Genomic DNA, 14290 nt, shown 5'->3' with positions numbered 1-14290 from the left:
GCTGGTGGGTGGGCCGGGCTCCCGCCGCAACTCTGGACGCGCTGCGCGAGGACGGGACCGCGGCGGCCTCCGCCGCCGTGGTGGGCCGCACGGACTCCGTGCCCTCGGCGCCGCGGTTCGCCGCCGGGCGCGCTCGACCGGGCTCGGCGTGGACCACCGGCCGACCGGCGCGCACGACCGGCTGCCGGCCGCGGCTGCGATCATGGCGCGATGAGTGCGGACATCACCTTCTTCCTCGTCCCGGACGACGACCGGGCCCGCGCTGTGCGCTGCTGCGGCCCGAAGGGAGGTCTGCCCGCGGTGGCCGGCCACTGGTTCTCCGCCGCGGACGCGGTCGAGACGTGGGAGACGTACTTCGTCCCGCCTCCGCCGCCGACCCGCAGGTTCCTGCGCCGCCCTCGCCCGCAGCCCGACCTCTGGGACCGGCTCCGGTGGATCGTGCCCATCAGCCACGACGCCAGCGGCACGTTCGCCGTTCCCGATCCGGTCACCCACGCCCTCGCCGCCGCCACTCCCGAAGAACTCGACGACCTCGCCGAGCAATGGACGGAACAGCTGCGCCGCGAGGACGGCGACGAGATGACCGACGACGACCTCGCGGCCCTCCTCCGTGCGGTCGCGCAGCTCGCAACGACCGCACTGGACACGGGAGGCACCCTTTACTGCTGCTTCTGCTGACCGCGCCACCGGGCCGCCCGCACTCCCGCCCTTCGACTCCTCGCGCACCGTCCCGTGACCACGGCGTGCCGACCTCGGGTCCGGGCGGGGCCGGGCCCCCGCTACGGTGCCACCGGTCCGAGCCGCAGCTGCCGGGTCGGCCAGGGTGGTGGCTCGGCCGGGCCGAACCAGACCCGGACGTCCTCGCCGGTGCGGACGGGCAGCCGGGGGAAGTCGTTCTCGGCGTGTTCGGTGCGGTGCAGGGCCTGGGCCGGGCCGAGGTGTTGACGTGCGTAGGCGTCGAAGGCGGCCGGGTCGGTGGGGTGGCAGACGGTGGCGAGCACCGTGCGGCCGGCCGGGGCGGGGGTGAAGCCGGGGCCGCGCAGGAGGAGCACGTCGTCGCTGTCGATCATGGTCGCGTTGGCCGCGGCGCGGTGCTCCCGCCAGACCGGGCCGTCGTAGAAGGCCTCCAGCGAGCGGCGTCGGCGGGCCATGTCGGGGAAGGCGCGCAGCCAGACGAAGCGGTCCGGGTCGTCGAGGTCGCGGAACCGGCCGCCGACGGTGATGCCGACCGCCTGCTGGCCGGTCACGAACTCGCGCTCGAACAGCTCGATCAGGGTCTCGCGGGCGCCGGGGTGCAGCACGTACTGACGCAGTTCGACGATGCTCATGCGCCGGCCGGGGCGGTGCGGGTGAGGTCCATGACCCAGTTGAGCTCCCAGGTGCGGCCGCCGTCGGCGGAGAACTCCTGCTCCCAGCGGGCGGTGTCCGGGCCGAGCCGGTACCACGTGAAGTGCACCCCGATCGGGCGGCCCCGGTAGGTGTCCTCGCCGTGGAAGTCGCCGCGGTCGCCGGTGAAGCCGCCGACCACCGGGGGGTCGAGGCGACCGGTCCGGCTGTCGGACCAGTGGATCGCCCACTGCCGGGTCTCGTGGTCGAACAGTCGCAGGGTCACGCCCTGGCGGCCGAGGGTGGGGAAGGTGATCTCGTCGATGTTCCCGGCGCCACCGAACAGCGGGCGGACCACCGCACGGGCCGGGAACTCCTCCCAGCTGCCGGTGTCCGCGCCGCCGAGCGGGGTGGTGAGGCGGCGGTTGGCCACGTTCCAGGAGCCGTGCAGGAAGTCGAAGTCGTTCATGCACCGCACGCTAGGAGCACTCCCCTGACATCCAGTGTCAGTGGATACTGAGCGGCATGCGCGCGAGTCGGCTGGTCACCCTGCTCCTGCTCCTCCAGAACCGGGGACGGATGACGGCCGAGCAGCTCGCCGAGGAGCTGGAGGTCTCCGTCCGCACGGTCTACCGGGACGTGCAGGCGCTCGGCGCTGCCGGCATCCCGCTGTACGGCGACGCGGGGCACGCGGGCGGCTACCGGCTGGTCGACGGATACCGGACCCGGCTCACCGGCCTCACGGCCGACGAGGCGCAGGCCGCCTTCCTCGCCGCGCTCCCCGGCGCCGCCGCCGAACTCGGGCTCGGCGAGGCGCTCGCCACCGCCCGGCTCAAGCTGCGGGCCGCCCTTCCGGCGGAGTTGCGCGAGCACGCCGGGCGGATCCAGGAGCGCTTCCTGCTCGACGCCCCGGGCTGGTACGGCGATCCGGACGACACTCCGCACCTCGCAGCCGTCGCCGAGGCGGTGTGGGCTCGACGGGCGGTGCTCCTGCGGTACCGGCGCTGGCGGGCGCCGGAGGAGATCGAGCGGCGGGTGGAACCGTACGGGCTGGTGCTCAAGGCCGGGCGCTGGTACCTGGTCGCCGACGGCCCGACCGGGATCCGCACCTACCGCATCGACCAGATCGTCGGACTCCACGGGCTGGACGACGGGTTCGCGGTGCCGCACGGGTTCGACCTGGGCGCGTACTGGGCGGGCTACCTGGCGGACTTCCGGGCCCGGCTGCACACCGGGGAGGCACTGGTACGGCTCACGCCCGAGGGTGCCCGCCGGCTCGGGGTGGCACGGGCGGGCGACGGCTGGACGGAGGCCCGGGTCCCGATCGAGTCGGTCGACCACGCCCACGGGGAGTTCCTGCGGCTCGGCACCGACGTCGTGGTCCTCGCGCCGGCCGAACTCCGCGACCGCATCGCCGCGACGGTCCGCACCCTGGCCGCACGGTACGCGGAGGACCCTTCGGCCGACGGAACGTCAGGACGAGTCGGCTGAAGACGTCATGACCGGGGGGTCCGAGGTGGTGGATGCCGCGGCACTCCCGGGGCGAACGCGTCACGGCTCGGTGCGCGTGGGATCGGTGACGGTGGGTCCCGGGCCTCCGGGACCGTTCACCGATCAGCCGCGGTGATCCCAGCCGGGCGCGCGCCCGATGCCCTCCGCGGGGCCGCCCGACGAGGTGCACGTTCGGCGGTGTCCCGGTGGGTTCCCCGCCGCCGCCCGGGACATGGGGCTGCTGCCCGGCAGGGGGCTCCCGCCGCGTCGGCTGCATCCCGAGGAGCACCTGGCCGTACCCGGCAGGTCCCTCGGGAGCGACAACCGACCACCGCCCGCCGATACTGATCTGGACGACCCGAACACCAGGAACGCCGACGAATGACCTTCTTCGACCGGCTCGGTCCCCACAGGGAGAGCCACGCCGCCGGCCGGGCCGGGTGGCTGCGGGCCGCCGTGCTCGGCGCCAACGACGGGCTGGTCTCCGTCGCCAGCCTGATGGTCGGCCTCGCCGCCAGTGGGGCGAGTACCTCCACCGTCGTGACCGGCGGCCTGGCGGGCCTCACCGCCGGTGCGATGTCGATGGCCGCCGGCGAGTACGTCTCCGTCAGTTCGCAGGTCGACGTCGAGACCGCCGACCGGGCCAAGGAAGCTCGGGAACTCGCCGAAGCCCCCGAGGCGGAGCTCGACGAACTCACCGCCATCTACGAGGGCCGCGGTGTGCCGCACGACCTCGCCCGCCGGGTCGCGGTGGCCCTGCACGAGGCCGACCCGCTCCAGGCGCATCTGCGCGACGAGCTCGGCCAGAGCGAACACACCGCCGCCAAGCCGCTCCAGGCCGCGCTCGCCTCCGCCGCCAGTTTCCTCGCCGGTGGACTCGTGCCCTTCCTCGGCCTGCTCGCCGGATCGGCCGGCGCACGCCTGTGGCTGATCGTCGCCGTCACCCTGTGCGGCCTCGCCCTGGCGGGCGTGCTCGCCGCCCGGGCCGCCGGCACGGCCGTCCTCCGGCCGACCCTGCGCGTCGTCCTCGGCGGCGGACTCGCGATGGCCGTCACCGCAGCCGTCGGCCAGCTCGCCCAGGTGTCCGGCGTCTGAGGCTCCTCGCCCGACACGACGGGGTGGCCCACCCGCCGGTGGCGGCAGGCTGCAGACCCTCGACGGCTCCGGACGGATCACCGGCATGCTCTCCGGCAACGCCGCCGGCGGCCAGGTCCGGTACCACACCTGGAACGGCACCTTCACGGACCTGCAGGAACACCCCGAGGCCGGCTGACGCGCCGTCCGGAACCTCGGAGCGACCACCTGCGCCGGCCCGGGCGAGCCGGACCACCGAGCGAGGTCGGGCATGCCGTCGACGGCGGCTCGGCCGGAGGCGGGCCGCTGCAGGCACCCGGGCCTGCGGACGCCCGCAGGTGCTCGCGTACCCGGAGCACCCGCCCGCCCGGCGGCGGAACCAGGACGGCCCGAGGAGCGCGGCGCGGTCAGTGGGCACGGTTGCCCCCGGAGCACGGACCGGGCCCGGGGTGCACCCGTCCGGGCGTATCCGGCGGTGTCGGGGCCGGCTTCGCCCTCGTGAGGGAGCGATCTGTGCGACACATGGAGGCGGACGTCGGCGAGGAGGGTGCACGGCATGACGGCACGCAGCGGCGCCCCCGGCCCCGCCGCCGAAGGCGGGGTCATCGGCACCGACGGCCTGACGGCCCTGGTGGACGTGCTGCTGGCCCGGGGCTTCACCGTGGTGGGCCCGACCGTGCGGGACGGAGCGATCGTCCTCGACGAGCTCGCCTCCGCCGACCAGCTGCCCTACGGCTGGGGTGTCGAGCTGGAGGCCGGGTCGTACCGGCTGCGCGAGCGGTCCGACCGTGCGGCCTTCGCCAACGCGGCGGGCCCGCAGTCCTGGAAGTCCTACCTGCACCCGGCCCGGGTCCGCCAGTGGAGGGCCGACCGGTCGGCCGGCCAACTGGTGGTCGGGTCGGACGAGCCGGCGCCGCACCGGTTCGCGTTCCTCGGGGTGCGGCCGTGCGACCTGCGGGCCATCGCCGTCCAGGACCGCGTCCTGGTCGGCGGCCGGCACCGCGACCCCGTCTACGAGGGGCGGCGGACGGGGGCGTTCCTGGTCTCGGTCGAGTGCACCGAGCCGGGCGGTACCTGCTTCTGCGTGTCCATGGGCACCGGCCCGGCAGCAGGCCCCGGCTACGACCTCGTCCTGACGGAGGTGACGGAGGCGGCGGACTCCTCGGACCACCGGTTCTGGATCCGCAGCGGCAGCCCGGAGGGCGCCGAGGTCCTCGCCGAGCTGCCGCTGCGGCCCGCGGATCCGCAGACCGTCAGCGCCGCACGGGAGGGCGTCTCGTCCGCCGCCGGCCGGATGGGCCGCAGCATGCCCGCGGTGGACCTGCACCGGCTGATGGCCGGCACGCTGGACGCCCCGCGCTGGAACGAGGTCGCCGAGCGCTGCCTGACGTGCGGGAACTGCACGATGGTCTGCCCGACCTGCTTCTGCACCACGACCGAGGACGTCACCGACCTGACCGGCGACCACGCCGAACGGTGGCGGGTGTGGGACTCCTGCTTCGACCTCGACCACTCCTACCTGCACGGCGGCCCGGTGCGCTCGTCCGCCCCGAGCCGCTACCGGCAGTGGCTCACCCACAAGCTCGGGACGTGGTGGGACCAGTTCGGCTCCTCCGGCTGCGTCGGATGCGGGCGGTGCATCGTCTGGTGCCCGGTCGCGATCGACATCACCGAGGAGGCGGCGGCGCTGAACGACTGGGCCGGGCTGCGGGCCTCCGCGGACGAGGTCGACGGGCCGTGACGGAACGACAGCCGCAGCCACTGCTGGACGGCCTCTCCGCCCCGCACCGGGCCCGCCTCCTCGGCCTCGCCGACGACCGCGAATTCCCGGCGGACATGCGCCTGTTCGACGAGGGCGGATCGGCCAACCGGTTCTGGCTGCTCCGGTCGGGCGAGGTCGCCCTCGATCTGCACGTGCCCGGGCGTCGGCCGCCGGTGGTCGAGACGGTCGGCGCCGGCCAGCTGCTGGGCTGGTCGTGGCTCTTCCCGCCGTACCACTGGCACCTCGGCGCCCGGACGCTCGGCCCGGTCTCGGCCTGGGAGTTCCCTGCGCACCGGGTACGGGCGCTGTGCGAGGCCGAACCGGAGTTCGGTCTCCGGCTGGCCCTGCACTGCGCCGCCGTGATCGCCGAGCGCCTCCAGGCCGCCCGGCTGCGCCTGGTGGACCTCTACGCACCGGACGGAGGCGGTCCGCCGTGAGCACCGTGCCCGTCCCGTACCGGGTGCTGTCGTCCCGGCCCGAAACCCCGGACTGCGTCTCGCTCACCCTCGCCGCGGACGGCGCGACCCTGCCCGCGTTCGCTCCCGGGCAGTTCGCGATGGTGTACGCCTTCGGCGTCGGGGAGGTGCCGATCTCCGTCAGCGTCGTCGGCGACGGCACGGTGACCTTCACCGTCCGCGCGGTCGGCGCCGTCTCGGCAGCGCTCTGCAAGCTCGCCCCCGGCGAAACCCTCGGCCTGCGCGGCCCGTTCGGCAGCGGCTGGAACCTCGACGCGGCGGACGGCTCCGATGTCCTCGTGGTCGCGGGTGGCCTCGGGCTGGCTCCGCTGCGGCCGGCCGTGCACCGGTTGCTGGGCCGCGCCGCCCGCCTCGCCGTCCTGGTGGGGACGCGGACCCCGGCGGACCTCCTCTTCCCCGGCGAACTCGCCGGGTGGCGCGAGCAATGCCGAGTGGAGGTGACGGTGGACCGGCCGACTCCGCAGTGGCGGGGCAGCGTCGGCGTGGTGACCGCCCTGCTCGACCGGGTGGCCGTCGGAGCGGAAACCGCCACGGCGCTCGTCTGCGGGCCGGAGGTGATGATGCGGCACACCGCGGATGCGCTGCATGCACGGGGCGTGCCGCCCGGGCGGGTCCAGCTCTCGCTGGAGCGCAACATGCGCTGCGGAACGGGACACTGCGGCCACTGCCAGCTCGGACCGCTGCTGCTGTGCCGCGACGGCCCGGTGGTCGACTGCGCCGTCTCCCGGCAACTGCTTTCGGTGAGGGAGTTGTAGACATGGACGATGCCGACCGGCCGACCCTGGCGGTGTGGAAGTTCGCCTCCTGCGACGGCTGCCAGCTGACCCTGCTCGACTGCGAGGACGAACTGCTGCCGCTGGCCGGGCGGGTGAGCATCTCCCACTTCCTGGAGATGAGCAGCGCCGAGGGCACGGGCTCCCGGGGTGCGGCAGGCCTGCAGGGCGCCGGGCCGTACGACCTGTCACTGGTCGAGGGCTCGATCACCACGGACGAGGACGCCCGGCGCATCCGACACATCCGCGGGATCTCCCGTCGCCTGGTCACCATCGGCGCCTGCGCGACCGCCGGCGGCGTCCAGGCACTGCGGAACTTCGCGGACGTCACCGAGTTCCGCGCCGCCGTCTACGCCCGACCCGAGTACATCGCGACCCTCGACACCTCCACCCCGGTCTCGGCGCACGTCCCGGTCGACTTCGAGCTGCGCGGCTGTCCGATCGACCGGCGCCAGCTGATCGAGGTGATCACGGCGTACCTGGCCGGACGCAAGCCCGGCGTCCCGGCGCACAGCGTCTGCTACGAGTGCAAGATCCGCGGCACCACCTGTGTCACCGTGGCCCACGGCACACCCTGCCTCGGCCCGGTCACCCACGCCGGATGCGGCGCGATCTGCCCCACGTACAAGCGCGGTTGCTACGGGTGCTTCGGGCCGGTGGCCGACCCCAACCTGGAGTCGATGATCCGTCAACTCGGACGGGACGGCATGTCCGAGCGGGACGTCGTCCGTGTCTTCCGCACCTTCAACGCCGCGGCGCCCGAGTACGGTCCGGTCGCGGAGATCGCCGAGGGGCTCGGCACGGAGGAGCCGCGGTGAGCCGCGGGCCTTCGCGGGTGCTGCGCCTGGACGCCCTGGCCCGGGTGGAGGGCGAGGCGGCCGTCCGGCTGCGTCTGCGGGGCGGCGAGGTCGTCGCCGCGGAGCTGCGGATCTACGAGCCGCCCCGCTTCTTCGAGGCCTTCCTGGTCGGCCGGGGGCACACCGAGCCCCCCGACCTCACCGCCCGGATCTGCGGGATCTGCCCGGTCGCGTACCAGATGACGGCATGCCAGGCCATCGAGGCGGCCTGCGGAGTCACCGTCGACGGACCGGTGGCGCAGCTGCGCCGGCTGCTGTACTACGGCGAATGGATCGAGAGTCAGTCCCTGCACATCCACCTGCTGCACGCCCCCGACTTCCTCGGCTGCGCCGATGCCGTCGAGGCCGCCCGCGGACACCGGGCGGCCGTGGAACGCGGGTTGCGGATCAAGCAGGCGGGCAACGCGGTGGTGGAGGTGCTCGGCGGGCGGCCGATCCACCCGGTCAACGTCCGGGTCGGCGGCTTCTACCGGACCCCGTCGCGGACCGAACTCGTCCCACTGGCCGAGCGACTGCGCCGGGCTCGGGACGAGGCGCTGGAAACGGTGCGCTGGGTCGGCGGCTTCGACTTCCCGGAGGCCTCGTTCGACGGCGAGTTCCTGGCCCTGCACGACCCGGGCCGCTACGCGATCGACTCCGGCGCGCCCGCCGTGCTGCCCGCGCCGGAGAGCAGGGAGGGCCGGCGCAGCTTTCCCGTCACGGAGTTCGAGAATCGCGTGGTCGAGGAGCAGGTGCCGTACTCGACGGCGCTCCAGTCGAGGCTGGACGGCCGCCCGCACCTCACCGGAGCCCTCGCCCGCTACGCACTCAACGGGCGCTGGCTGCACCCGACGGCCGCGGAGGCGGCGCGCGGCTCGGGACTCGGCGATCCCACGGCGGGCGTGGTGTGCCGCAACCCGTACCGCAGCATCGTGGTCCGGGCCGTCGAGGTGGTGCACGCGCTGGAGGAGGCGCTGCTGATCATCGAGGGCTACCGGCCGCCGGCCCGGGCCCAGGTGGCGGTACCCGTCCGCGAGGCCGTCGGCTGCGCCGTCACCGAGGCACCCCGCGGCCTGCTGTACCACCGCTACGCGCTCGGCCCCGACGGCGCCGTCACCCGGGCGCGGATCGTGCCGCCCACCGCGCAGAACCAGGCGGCCGTCGAGGAGGACCTCCGCCGCCAGGTCGGAGCCCGGCTCGCGCGGTCCCGCTCCGCGGTCGGGGACGGGGAACTCGTCGCGCTGTGCGAGCGGGCGGTCCGCAACCACGACCCGTGTATCTCCTGCGCCGCGCACTTCCTCGACCTGACGGTGGAACGGGAATGACCGGCCGGGTGGTGGTGATCGGGGTCGGCAACCCCTTCCGCCGTGACGATGGGGCCGGGCCGGCCGTGGTCGAGGCGCTGAGGGCACGCGGCACGGCGGCCGCGGTCCTCGCGGTGAGCGACGGCGATCCCGGCCGGCTGCTGGAGATGTGGCGGCCGGCCGACACCGTGGTCGTCGCCGAGGCGCTCCGCTCCCCGGCCGGGCGCCCCGGCCGGCTGCACACCGTCCGGGCCGAACGGGCCGCCTCGCTGGCGGCCACGACCGCCAGTACGCACGGACTCGGCCTCGCGGAGACGGTGGCCCTGGCCGCCGCCCTCGACCGGCTGCCGCGCGCACTGGTCGTGCACGCGGTCGAGGGTGCGGACTTCACCGCAGGGGTCGGTCTCACCGGCCCCGTCCGGTCGGCACTGCCCGCCCTCGTCCGGTTGGTGGCCGACTCCGTGCGGGCCGGGCAGCGACCGAGGCCGCCGTCCGGCGGTGTGCGGTGATCCTCCACCGTCACCGACGGGCCGTCCTCCGCAGGACGGGGGCCGACCGGCCCTGCGGCGACCGCCACCCGAGCCGAGACTGGAGGTGTCGCACGACGGGGTGGTCGCCGTCCGCCGGACACCGGGCCGCCCGCCGGTGGAGCCCGCCGTGGGCCCGCACGCGGCCGCACAGCAGTGAACGGAACGCCACCGGCCACGAACAGGAGTGAACCGTGCACCAGGAGATCGCCGTCGGCCTCGACGGCTCGCCCGAGAGCAGGTCCGCCGCGCACTGGGCAGCCCGCGAGGCCCAGCTGCGCGAGGTGCCCGTGCGGCTGCTCCACGTGTGGGTCCTGCCGCCGATGACCGCTCAGCAGACCGCCCGGGAGGGCGAGCAGGCCCTCGCCGGGGAACGCCTGCTGCAGGACGTGGAGAGCGAATTGCGGGAGCAGTACCCCGATGTTCTGGTCCTGACCAGACTCGTACCCGCCGAATCACCCGCTGACCTGCTGCCCGCCGCGCGCGAGGCCGCACTCCTGGTGGTGGGATCCCGCGGTCTGGGGGCCGTCCGCGGCCACCTGCTCGGTTCGGTGGCCCTGCACGCGGCCGCCCACGCCGAGGCGCCGGTGGTCCTGGTCCGAGAGTTCGGGCGGACGGCCGCACCCCAGGACGCGGCCGCACCCTCGGGAGCGGCCGTTCTCTCGGGCGCGGTCGTGGCCGGGGTGAGCCTGCGGGCCGGCCACGAGAACGTCCTGGAGTTCGCCTTCGCCGCGGCGGAACGGCACTCCGCGCCCCTGCTCGCGCTGCACGCGGACGGCGGGGCGCCCGCGGACCGCGATGCGCTGGCCGCAGCGCTGCTGCCGTGGCGCGAGCAGCACCCCGGCGTCACGGTGGTGGAGCGCTGTGTCCCCGACGGTCCGGCGCACGCGCTGGCTGCGAACTCCGACCGGGCCCGGCTCGTCGTGGTCGGCCGCGGCGGCCACCGCAGCGGTCCGGCACCGCGCCTCGGCCGCGTCGCGCACGCGGCCGTCCAGCACGCGACCTGTCCGGTGGCCGTCGTCCCCGCCACCTGAGCGGCGCGGGCCGGGCGGCCGGCCCCCGGCGGCTCGGCTCGGGGCGCGGCCTCGCGGCGCGTGGCAGGAGACGGGGGACAGCGGCACACCCCGCACCCGGAGCGCTGCGGGGCCGGCCGGGAGCAGTTCCGTCTCCTCGTCCCGGTGCCCGGCCAGCCGCTCCGCCGGACGGCGCGGTCGTGCGCGCCGTCACCGGAGGAGCAGCACCCCAGGTCGGGCCGGTCGTCAGCCGCTGACCTGGTGCGCACCGCAGGGCGCTGTCGTGCGACCACCCCAGGGAGCGGGTACGCGGGTACGCGGGTACGCGGGTACGCGGGTACGCGGGTACGCGGAACATACCCCAGGGGGTATCATTCACAGTCAAGGCCCCAGAAACACGAGACCGGGAGTTCCACCATGTGCCGACGAACGATGTGCCGCACCTGCGGCAAGGCGAGCTACGCGGGCTGCGGGATGCACGTCGAGCAGGTCCTGGCCGGCGTACCCAAGGGCGACCGCTGCGCCTGCGACAGGAGTGCGGGGAGGGGCCGCGGATTTCTGGCCAGGCTGCTGGGTCGCGGATGAACCGTCAGACGTCGCGACGCAGTTCGTCGACCCGGGCCCGGAAGGCGCGCCAGCGGCGCTCGTTGTCGTGCACGAGGCCGGCCGACTCGCTCAGCAGGTCCGCGGCGCGGGCGACGAGCTCGGCCGCCGAGTAGAGCCGCTGCGGGCCGACCGGGCCGGCGGCGAGGTCCGCCCTGAGGACTGCCGGGCCGAGCTCGACCCGTTCGAGGACGTCGGCGGCCCGCTGCAGCAACAACCCGGCGAGGTCCGCGTGGTGGGCCGCCTGCCAGTCGTTGGCGATGATGCGGTGCCGCTCGCCCAGCAGGTCCGCGAAATCGGGGAGGTCGAGCAGCGCCCGCGCACTGTCCCACGACGCCTGCATCGCCTCGGCGAGCCACCGGGCACCCGACCGCAGGTCGTCCGCGGTCCGCACGAGATCCCGCTTGAGACGGGCGAGTTCGACCGGCTCGCCCTCGCCCTCCATGAACAGGACACCGCGCAGCTGGATGCCCACCGGCGCGGTGAGGTCCTCGGCACCCTCGAACGGGTTCAGCGGTGAGGGAGTTGCCGGCCGGCCCTCGGACCAGCGGTCGGCCAGCGCCAGCAGGGTCCGTGCATCGCGCTGGAGCAGCACGGCCTGCTCGCGGGGCGCCGAGGCGTAGAACTCCTCGTGCTCGCGGTGGAACCGCGCCAGGTTCGCCATCGTGTCGAGCAGGGCCTGCGGCGGGCCGGCCGGGCCCGGCGATGCAGTCCCGTCCATGCCTCCATCGTCGCGCGCCGACGGGCCCGCGGCCCGTCGAGACGCGTCACGGGAAGCCCCGCGCAGCCGAGGTGCACGCCCGGCAGGGCAGGGCCCGTCAGGCGAGGGCGAGGAACAGCTTCTCGAGTTCGGCCTCGGTCATCGGCGGGGTGTCGCCGTCGGCGGCGGCCATGCACTGCCGCATGCCGCTCGCGACGATCTTGAACCCGGCCCGGTCGAGCGCACGGGAGACCGCGGCGAGCTGGGTCACGACGTCCTTGCAGTCGCGCCCTGCCTCGATCATCGCGATGACCCCGGCGAGCTGACCCTGGGCCCGGCGGAGGCGGTTGAGGACCGCACCGACCGAATCGTCGTCGACCTGCACTGTTGCACCTCCGCTTGTGTCGGGCGAAAGTCCAGTGTACCCCGTGGGGTATATGTCCCGGGACCGCGGCCGGGCTCGCGACCGCACCGTCCGCACGGACCGCGCATCCGGCCACACCCGCACGGGAACAGTCGGTCGCCTGTCGGCGCTTGCATACCCGAGGGGGTATTTTCGGAAAGGAGAGCGGCCATGGCCACGGTCGAGCTGACCGAGACGAACTTCGACGAGATCGCCACCCGCGAGGGCATCCTGCTGGTGGACTTCTGGGCCGGGTGGTGCGGCCCGTGCCGGCTGTTCGCGCCGGTCTTCGAACGTGTCTCGCAGAACCACCCCGACATCGTGTTCGGCAAGGTCGACACCGAGGCGGAACGCCGGCTGGCGTCGGACTTCGGGATCTCGTCGATCCCGACCCTGATGGCGGTCCGCGACGGCATCGTCCTGTACGCCCGGCCCGGTGCGCTGCCCGAGGCCGCCCTGGAGGACCTCGTCCGGCGGATCCGTGCGGTCGACATGGACGAGATCCGCCGGAAGGTCGCCGACACGGCCGCCTGACGGCGGCACCGCACGGCCGCCACCTCCGGACTGGCCCTCCCCCGGTGAAATCCGGTTGACCCGGCACCGCGGTACGGCTGCACTGTGGCGGGACACCACGGGGCGTGGTGCCGGTCTTCAGAGGAGGCAGCCGCAGCCATGCACATCCGTCCCACGAGCGACCAGGACCTGGACGTCTTCGTCGACACGCTCCATGCCGCGTTCGGGCGGTTCCCGGAGACCCCCGTCGACGGCGGCGGGGTCTGGTGGGCGGCGCTCGAGATGGACCGCAACCTCATGGCCGTGACGGCGGACGGCCGGCCCGTCGGCACCGCCGGTGCGTACTCCTTCGAGCTCACCCTCCCCGGCGGGACCCTCGCCCCGGCCGCCGGGGTCACCGGCGTCGGCGTCCTGCCCTCGCACCGCCGGCGGGGCGTCCTCACCGCGATGATGTCCCATCAGCTCGCAGACCTGCGCGGCCGTGGGGAGTTCCTCTCCGTCCTGCTGGCGTCCGAGGCCCGGATCTACCGCAGGTTCGGCTACGGGCCGGCGACCTACACGGCGCGACTGACGGTTGCGTGCCACCGGTCGGCCCTCGCGGCCTCCCGGGCACGCGGAGCGGCCGAGGTCGCGGAGACCGGCTCGGCGACGAGTTCGGCGGCAGGCTCGATCGAGGTGATGCGGCGCGCCGAGTGCGGCGACCTCCTCGAAGCGGTCTACGACCGCTACCGCCGCGCACAGCCCGGTGCGCTGTCCCGGCCGCACCGCTGGTGGTCCTCCGGTGCGGGACAGCCCCCGGTCTCTCCGGCGCCGCGCTATGTCGCCGTCCACCGGGACTGTGACGGCGTCCCGGACGGGTACGCCAGCTACGCGCTCGGCGAGTCCGAGACCTTGACCGTCGACGAGATCATCACCGCCGACGACGCCGTCCACACCGCCCTGGCCGGGTTCCTGCTCGAACACGACCTGGTCGGCCGGGTCGTGTTCAAGCACGTCCCGACCGGGCACCCGCTGCGCTGGCGGTTGGAGGACTTCCGCGCGGGCGAGGTGAGTGGCGACACCGACTGGCTCTGGGTACGACTGCTGGACGTCCCGCGGGCGCTCACCGAGCGCGGCTGGTCCGGAAACGGCGAGCTCGTCCTCGACGTCGACGACCCGTTCCTCGGCGAGCACGGCCGCTACCTGCTGGCCGTCCGGAACGGCAAGGCCGACTGCGTGCCGACGGACCGTGAGCCCGACCTGTCCGTGGACGTGAGCGACCTGGGCTCGATCTACCTCGGCGGCACCACCCCGAGCACGCTGGTCCGCGCCGGACACGTCCGGGCCCACCGCCCGGGCGCGGCCGCGCTCGCGGACACCCTCTTCGCGGCCGATCGCTCCCCGCACTGCCTGCACTGGTTCTGACCCCGCGTCGGCCGACCGGCACTGTCGCCGCGGCCCACCCGGCCCGGAGGAGGCCGGGTGGGCCCCGCCGGCACGGGCCGCCCGG

Annotated in this window: 16 protein-coding genes; 12 read left to right on the top strand and 4 right to left on the bottom strand. The window is 74.7% G+C overall.

Annotated elements, in window-relative coordinates; all coding sequences use genetic code 11:
• Positions 1-210 precede the first annotated feature (210 nt).
• Positions 211-678 (top strand): hypothetical protein, encoded by a 468-nt coding sequence (locus tag KSNIM_RS34010; protein WP_263107014.1) that lies wholly within the window; start codon positions 211-213, stop codon positions 676-678.
• 101 nt (positions 679-779) lie between these two features.
• On the opposite strand, the gene KSNIM_RS34005 is transcribed toward KSNIM_RS34010, so the two are convergent.
• Complete coding sequence (locus tag KSNIM_RS34005) at positions 780-1328, bottom strand: NIPSNAP family protein (protein WP_263107013.1); 549 nt, start codon at positions 1326-1328, stop codon at positions 780-782.
• Positions 1325-1795 (bottom strand): hypothetical protein, encoded by a 471-nt coding sequence (locus KSNIM_RS34000; protein ID WP_317634089.1) that lies wholly within the window; start codon positions 1793-1795, stop codon positions 1325-1327. Before KSNIM_RS34000 ends, KSNIM_RS34005 begins: the two co-directional genes overlap by 4 nt.
• Positions 1796-1851: 56 nt before the next feature.
• Here KSNIM_RS34000 and KSNIM_RS33995 point away from each other — a divergent pair, with 56 nt between their 5' ends.
• The 9 genes from KSNIM_RS33995 to KSNIM_RS33955 all read left to right on the top strand — a co-directional run bounded on the left by KSNIM_RS33995 (position 1852) and on the right by KSNIM_RS33955 (position 10603).
• Positions 1852-2817 (top strand): helix-turn-helix transcriptional regulator, encoded by a 966-nt coding sequence (locus tag KSNIM_RS33995; protein ID WP_263107010.1) that lies wholly within the window; start codon positions 1852-1854, stop codon positions 2815-2817.
• Between the two features lie 381 nt (positions 2818-3198).
• Complete coding sequence (locus tag KSNIM_RS33990) at positions 3199-3912, top strand: VIT family protein (protein WP_263107009.1); 714 nt, start codon at positions 3199-3201, stop codon at positions 3910-3912.
• A 535-nt stretch (positions 3913-4447) separates the two neighbouring features.
• Positions 4448-5632: a 4Fe-4S dicluster domain-containing protein gene (locus KSNIM_RS33985; RefSeq protein WP_263107008.1), complete on the top strand. Its 1185-nt coding sequence runs from the start codon at positions 4448-4450 to the stop codon at positions 5630-5632.
• The gene (locus KSNIM_RS33980; RefSeq protein WP_263107007.1) at positions 5629-6090 is read left to right on the top strand and encodes a cyclic nucleotide-binding domain-containing protein; all 462 of its coding nucleotides are present in this window, start codon (positions 5629-5631) and stop codon (positions 6088-6090) included. Before KSNIM_RS33985 ends, KSNIM_RS33980 begins: the two co-directional genes overlap by 4 nt.
• Positions 6087-6884 carry an FAD/NAD(P)-binding protein gene (locus KSNIM_RS33975; protein WP_263107006.1) on the top strand — a complete coding sequence of 266 codons (798 nt, stop codon included), beginning with the start codon at positions 6087-6089 and terminating at the stop codon, positions 6882-6884. The genes KSNIM_RS33980 and KSNIM_RS33975 overlap by 4 nt, the downstream gene beginning before the upstream one ends.
• A gap of 2 nt (positions 6885-6886) precedes the next feature.
• Complete coding sequence (locus KSNIM_RS33970) at positions 6887-7720, top strand: oxidoreductase (RefSeq protein ID WP_263107005.1); 834 nt, start codon at positions 6887-6889, stop codon at positions 7718-7720.
• The gene (locus KSNIM_RS33965; RefSeq protein WP_263107004.1) at positions 7717-9063 is read left to right on the top strand and encodes a Ni/Fe hydrogenase subunit alpha; all 1347 of its coding nucleotides are present in this window, start codon (positions 7717-7719) and stop codon (positions 9061-9063) included. The genes KSNIM_RS33970 and KSNIM_RS33965 overlap by 4 nt, the downstream gene beginning before the upstream one ends.
• Entirely contained in the window at positions 9060-9551 is a 492-nt protein-coding gene (locus tag KSNIM_RS33960) for a hydrogenase maturation protease (RefSeq protein ID WP_263107003.1), read from the top strand. Before KSNIM_RS33965 ends, KSNIM_RS33960 begins: the two co-directional genes overlap by 4 nt.
• A 212-nt stretch (positions 9552-9763) precedes the next feature.
• Positions 9764-10603, top strand: coding sequence for a universal stress protein (locus tag KSNIM_RS33955; protein WP_263107002.1), 840 nt, complete (start codon positions 9764-9766; stop codon positions 10601-10603).
• Between the two features lie 568 nt (positions 10604-11171).
• On the opposite strand, the gene KSNIM_RS33950 is transcribed toward KSNIM_RS33955, so the two are convergent.
• Positions 11172-11906 carry a hypothetical protein gene (locus KSNIM_RS33950; protein WP_263107001.1) on the bottom strand — a complete coding sequence of 245 codons (735 nt, stop codon included), beginning with the start codon at positions 11904-11906 and terminating at the stop codon, positions 11172-11174.
• A 97-nt stretch (positions 11907-12003) separates the two neighbouring features.
• Positions 12004-12270 carry a metal-sensitive transcriptional regulator gene (locus KSNIM_RS33945; protein WP_263107000.1) on the bottom strand — a complete coding sequence of 89 codons (267 nt, stop codon included), beginning with the start codon at positions 12268-12270 and terminating at the stop codon, positions 12004-12006.
• Positions 12271-12459: 189 nt separating this feature from the next.
• Here KSNIM_RS33945 and KSNIM_RS33940 point away from each other — a divergent pair, with 189 nt between their 5' ends.
• A complete protein-coding gene (locus tag KSNIM_RS33940; RefSeq protein ID WP_263106999.1) occupies positions 12460-12822 on the top strand; it encodes a thioredoxin family protein in 363 nt (120 codons plus the stop codon).
• A gap of 138 nt (positions 12823-12960) precedes the next feature.
• Positions 12961-14205 (top strand): GNAT family N-acetyltransferase, encoded by a 1245-nt coding sequence (locus KSNIM_RS33935; RefSeq protein ID WP_263106998.1) that lies wholly within the window; start codon positions 12961-12963, stop codon positions 14203-14205.
• The last annotated feature ends 85 nt before the right edge of the window (positions 14206-14290 follow it).

The organism is Kitasatospora sp. DSM 101779, from assembly GCF_025655475.1.
In the GTDB taxonomy this organism is placed as follows: Bacteria; Actinomycetota; Actinomycetes; order Streptomycetales; family Streptomycetaceae; genus Kitasatospora.
Note: the sequence above shows the minus strand (reverse complement) of the source record. Positions and strands in the feature narration are given on the sequence as shown.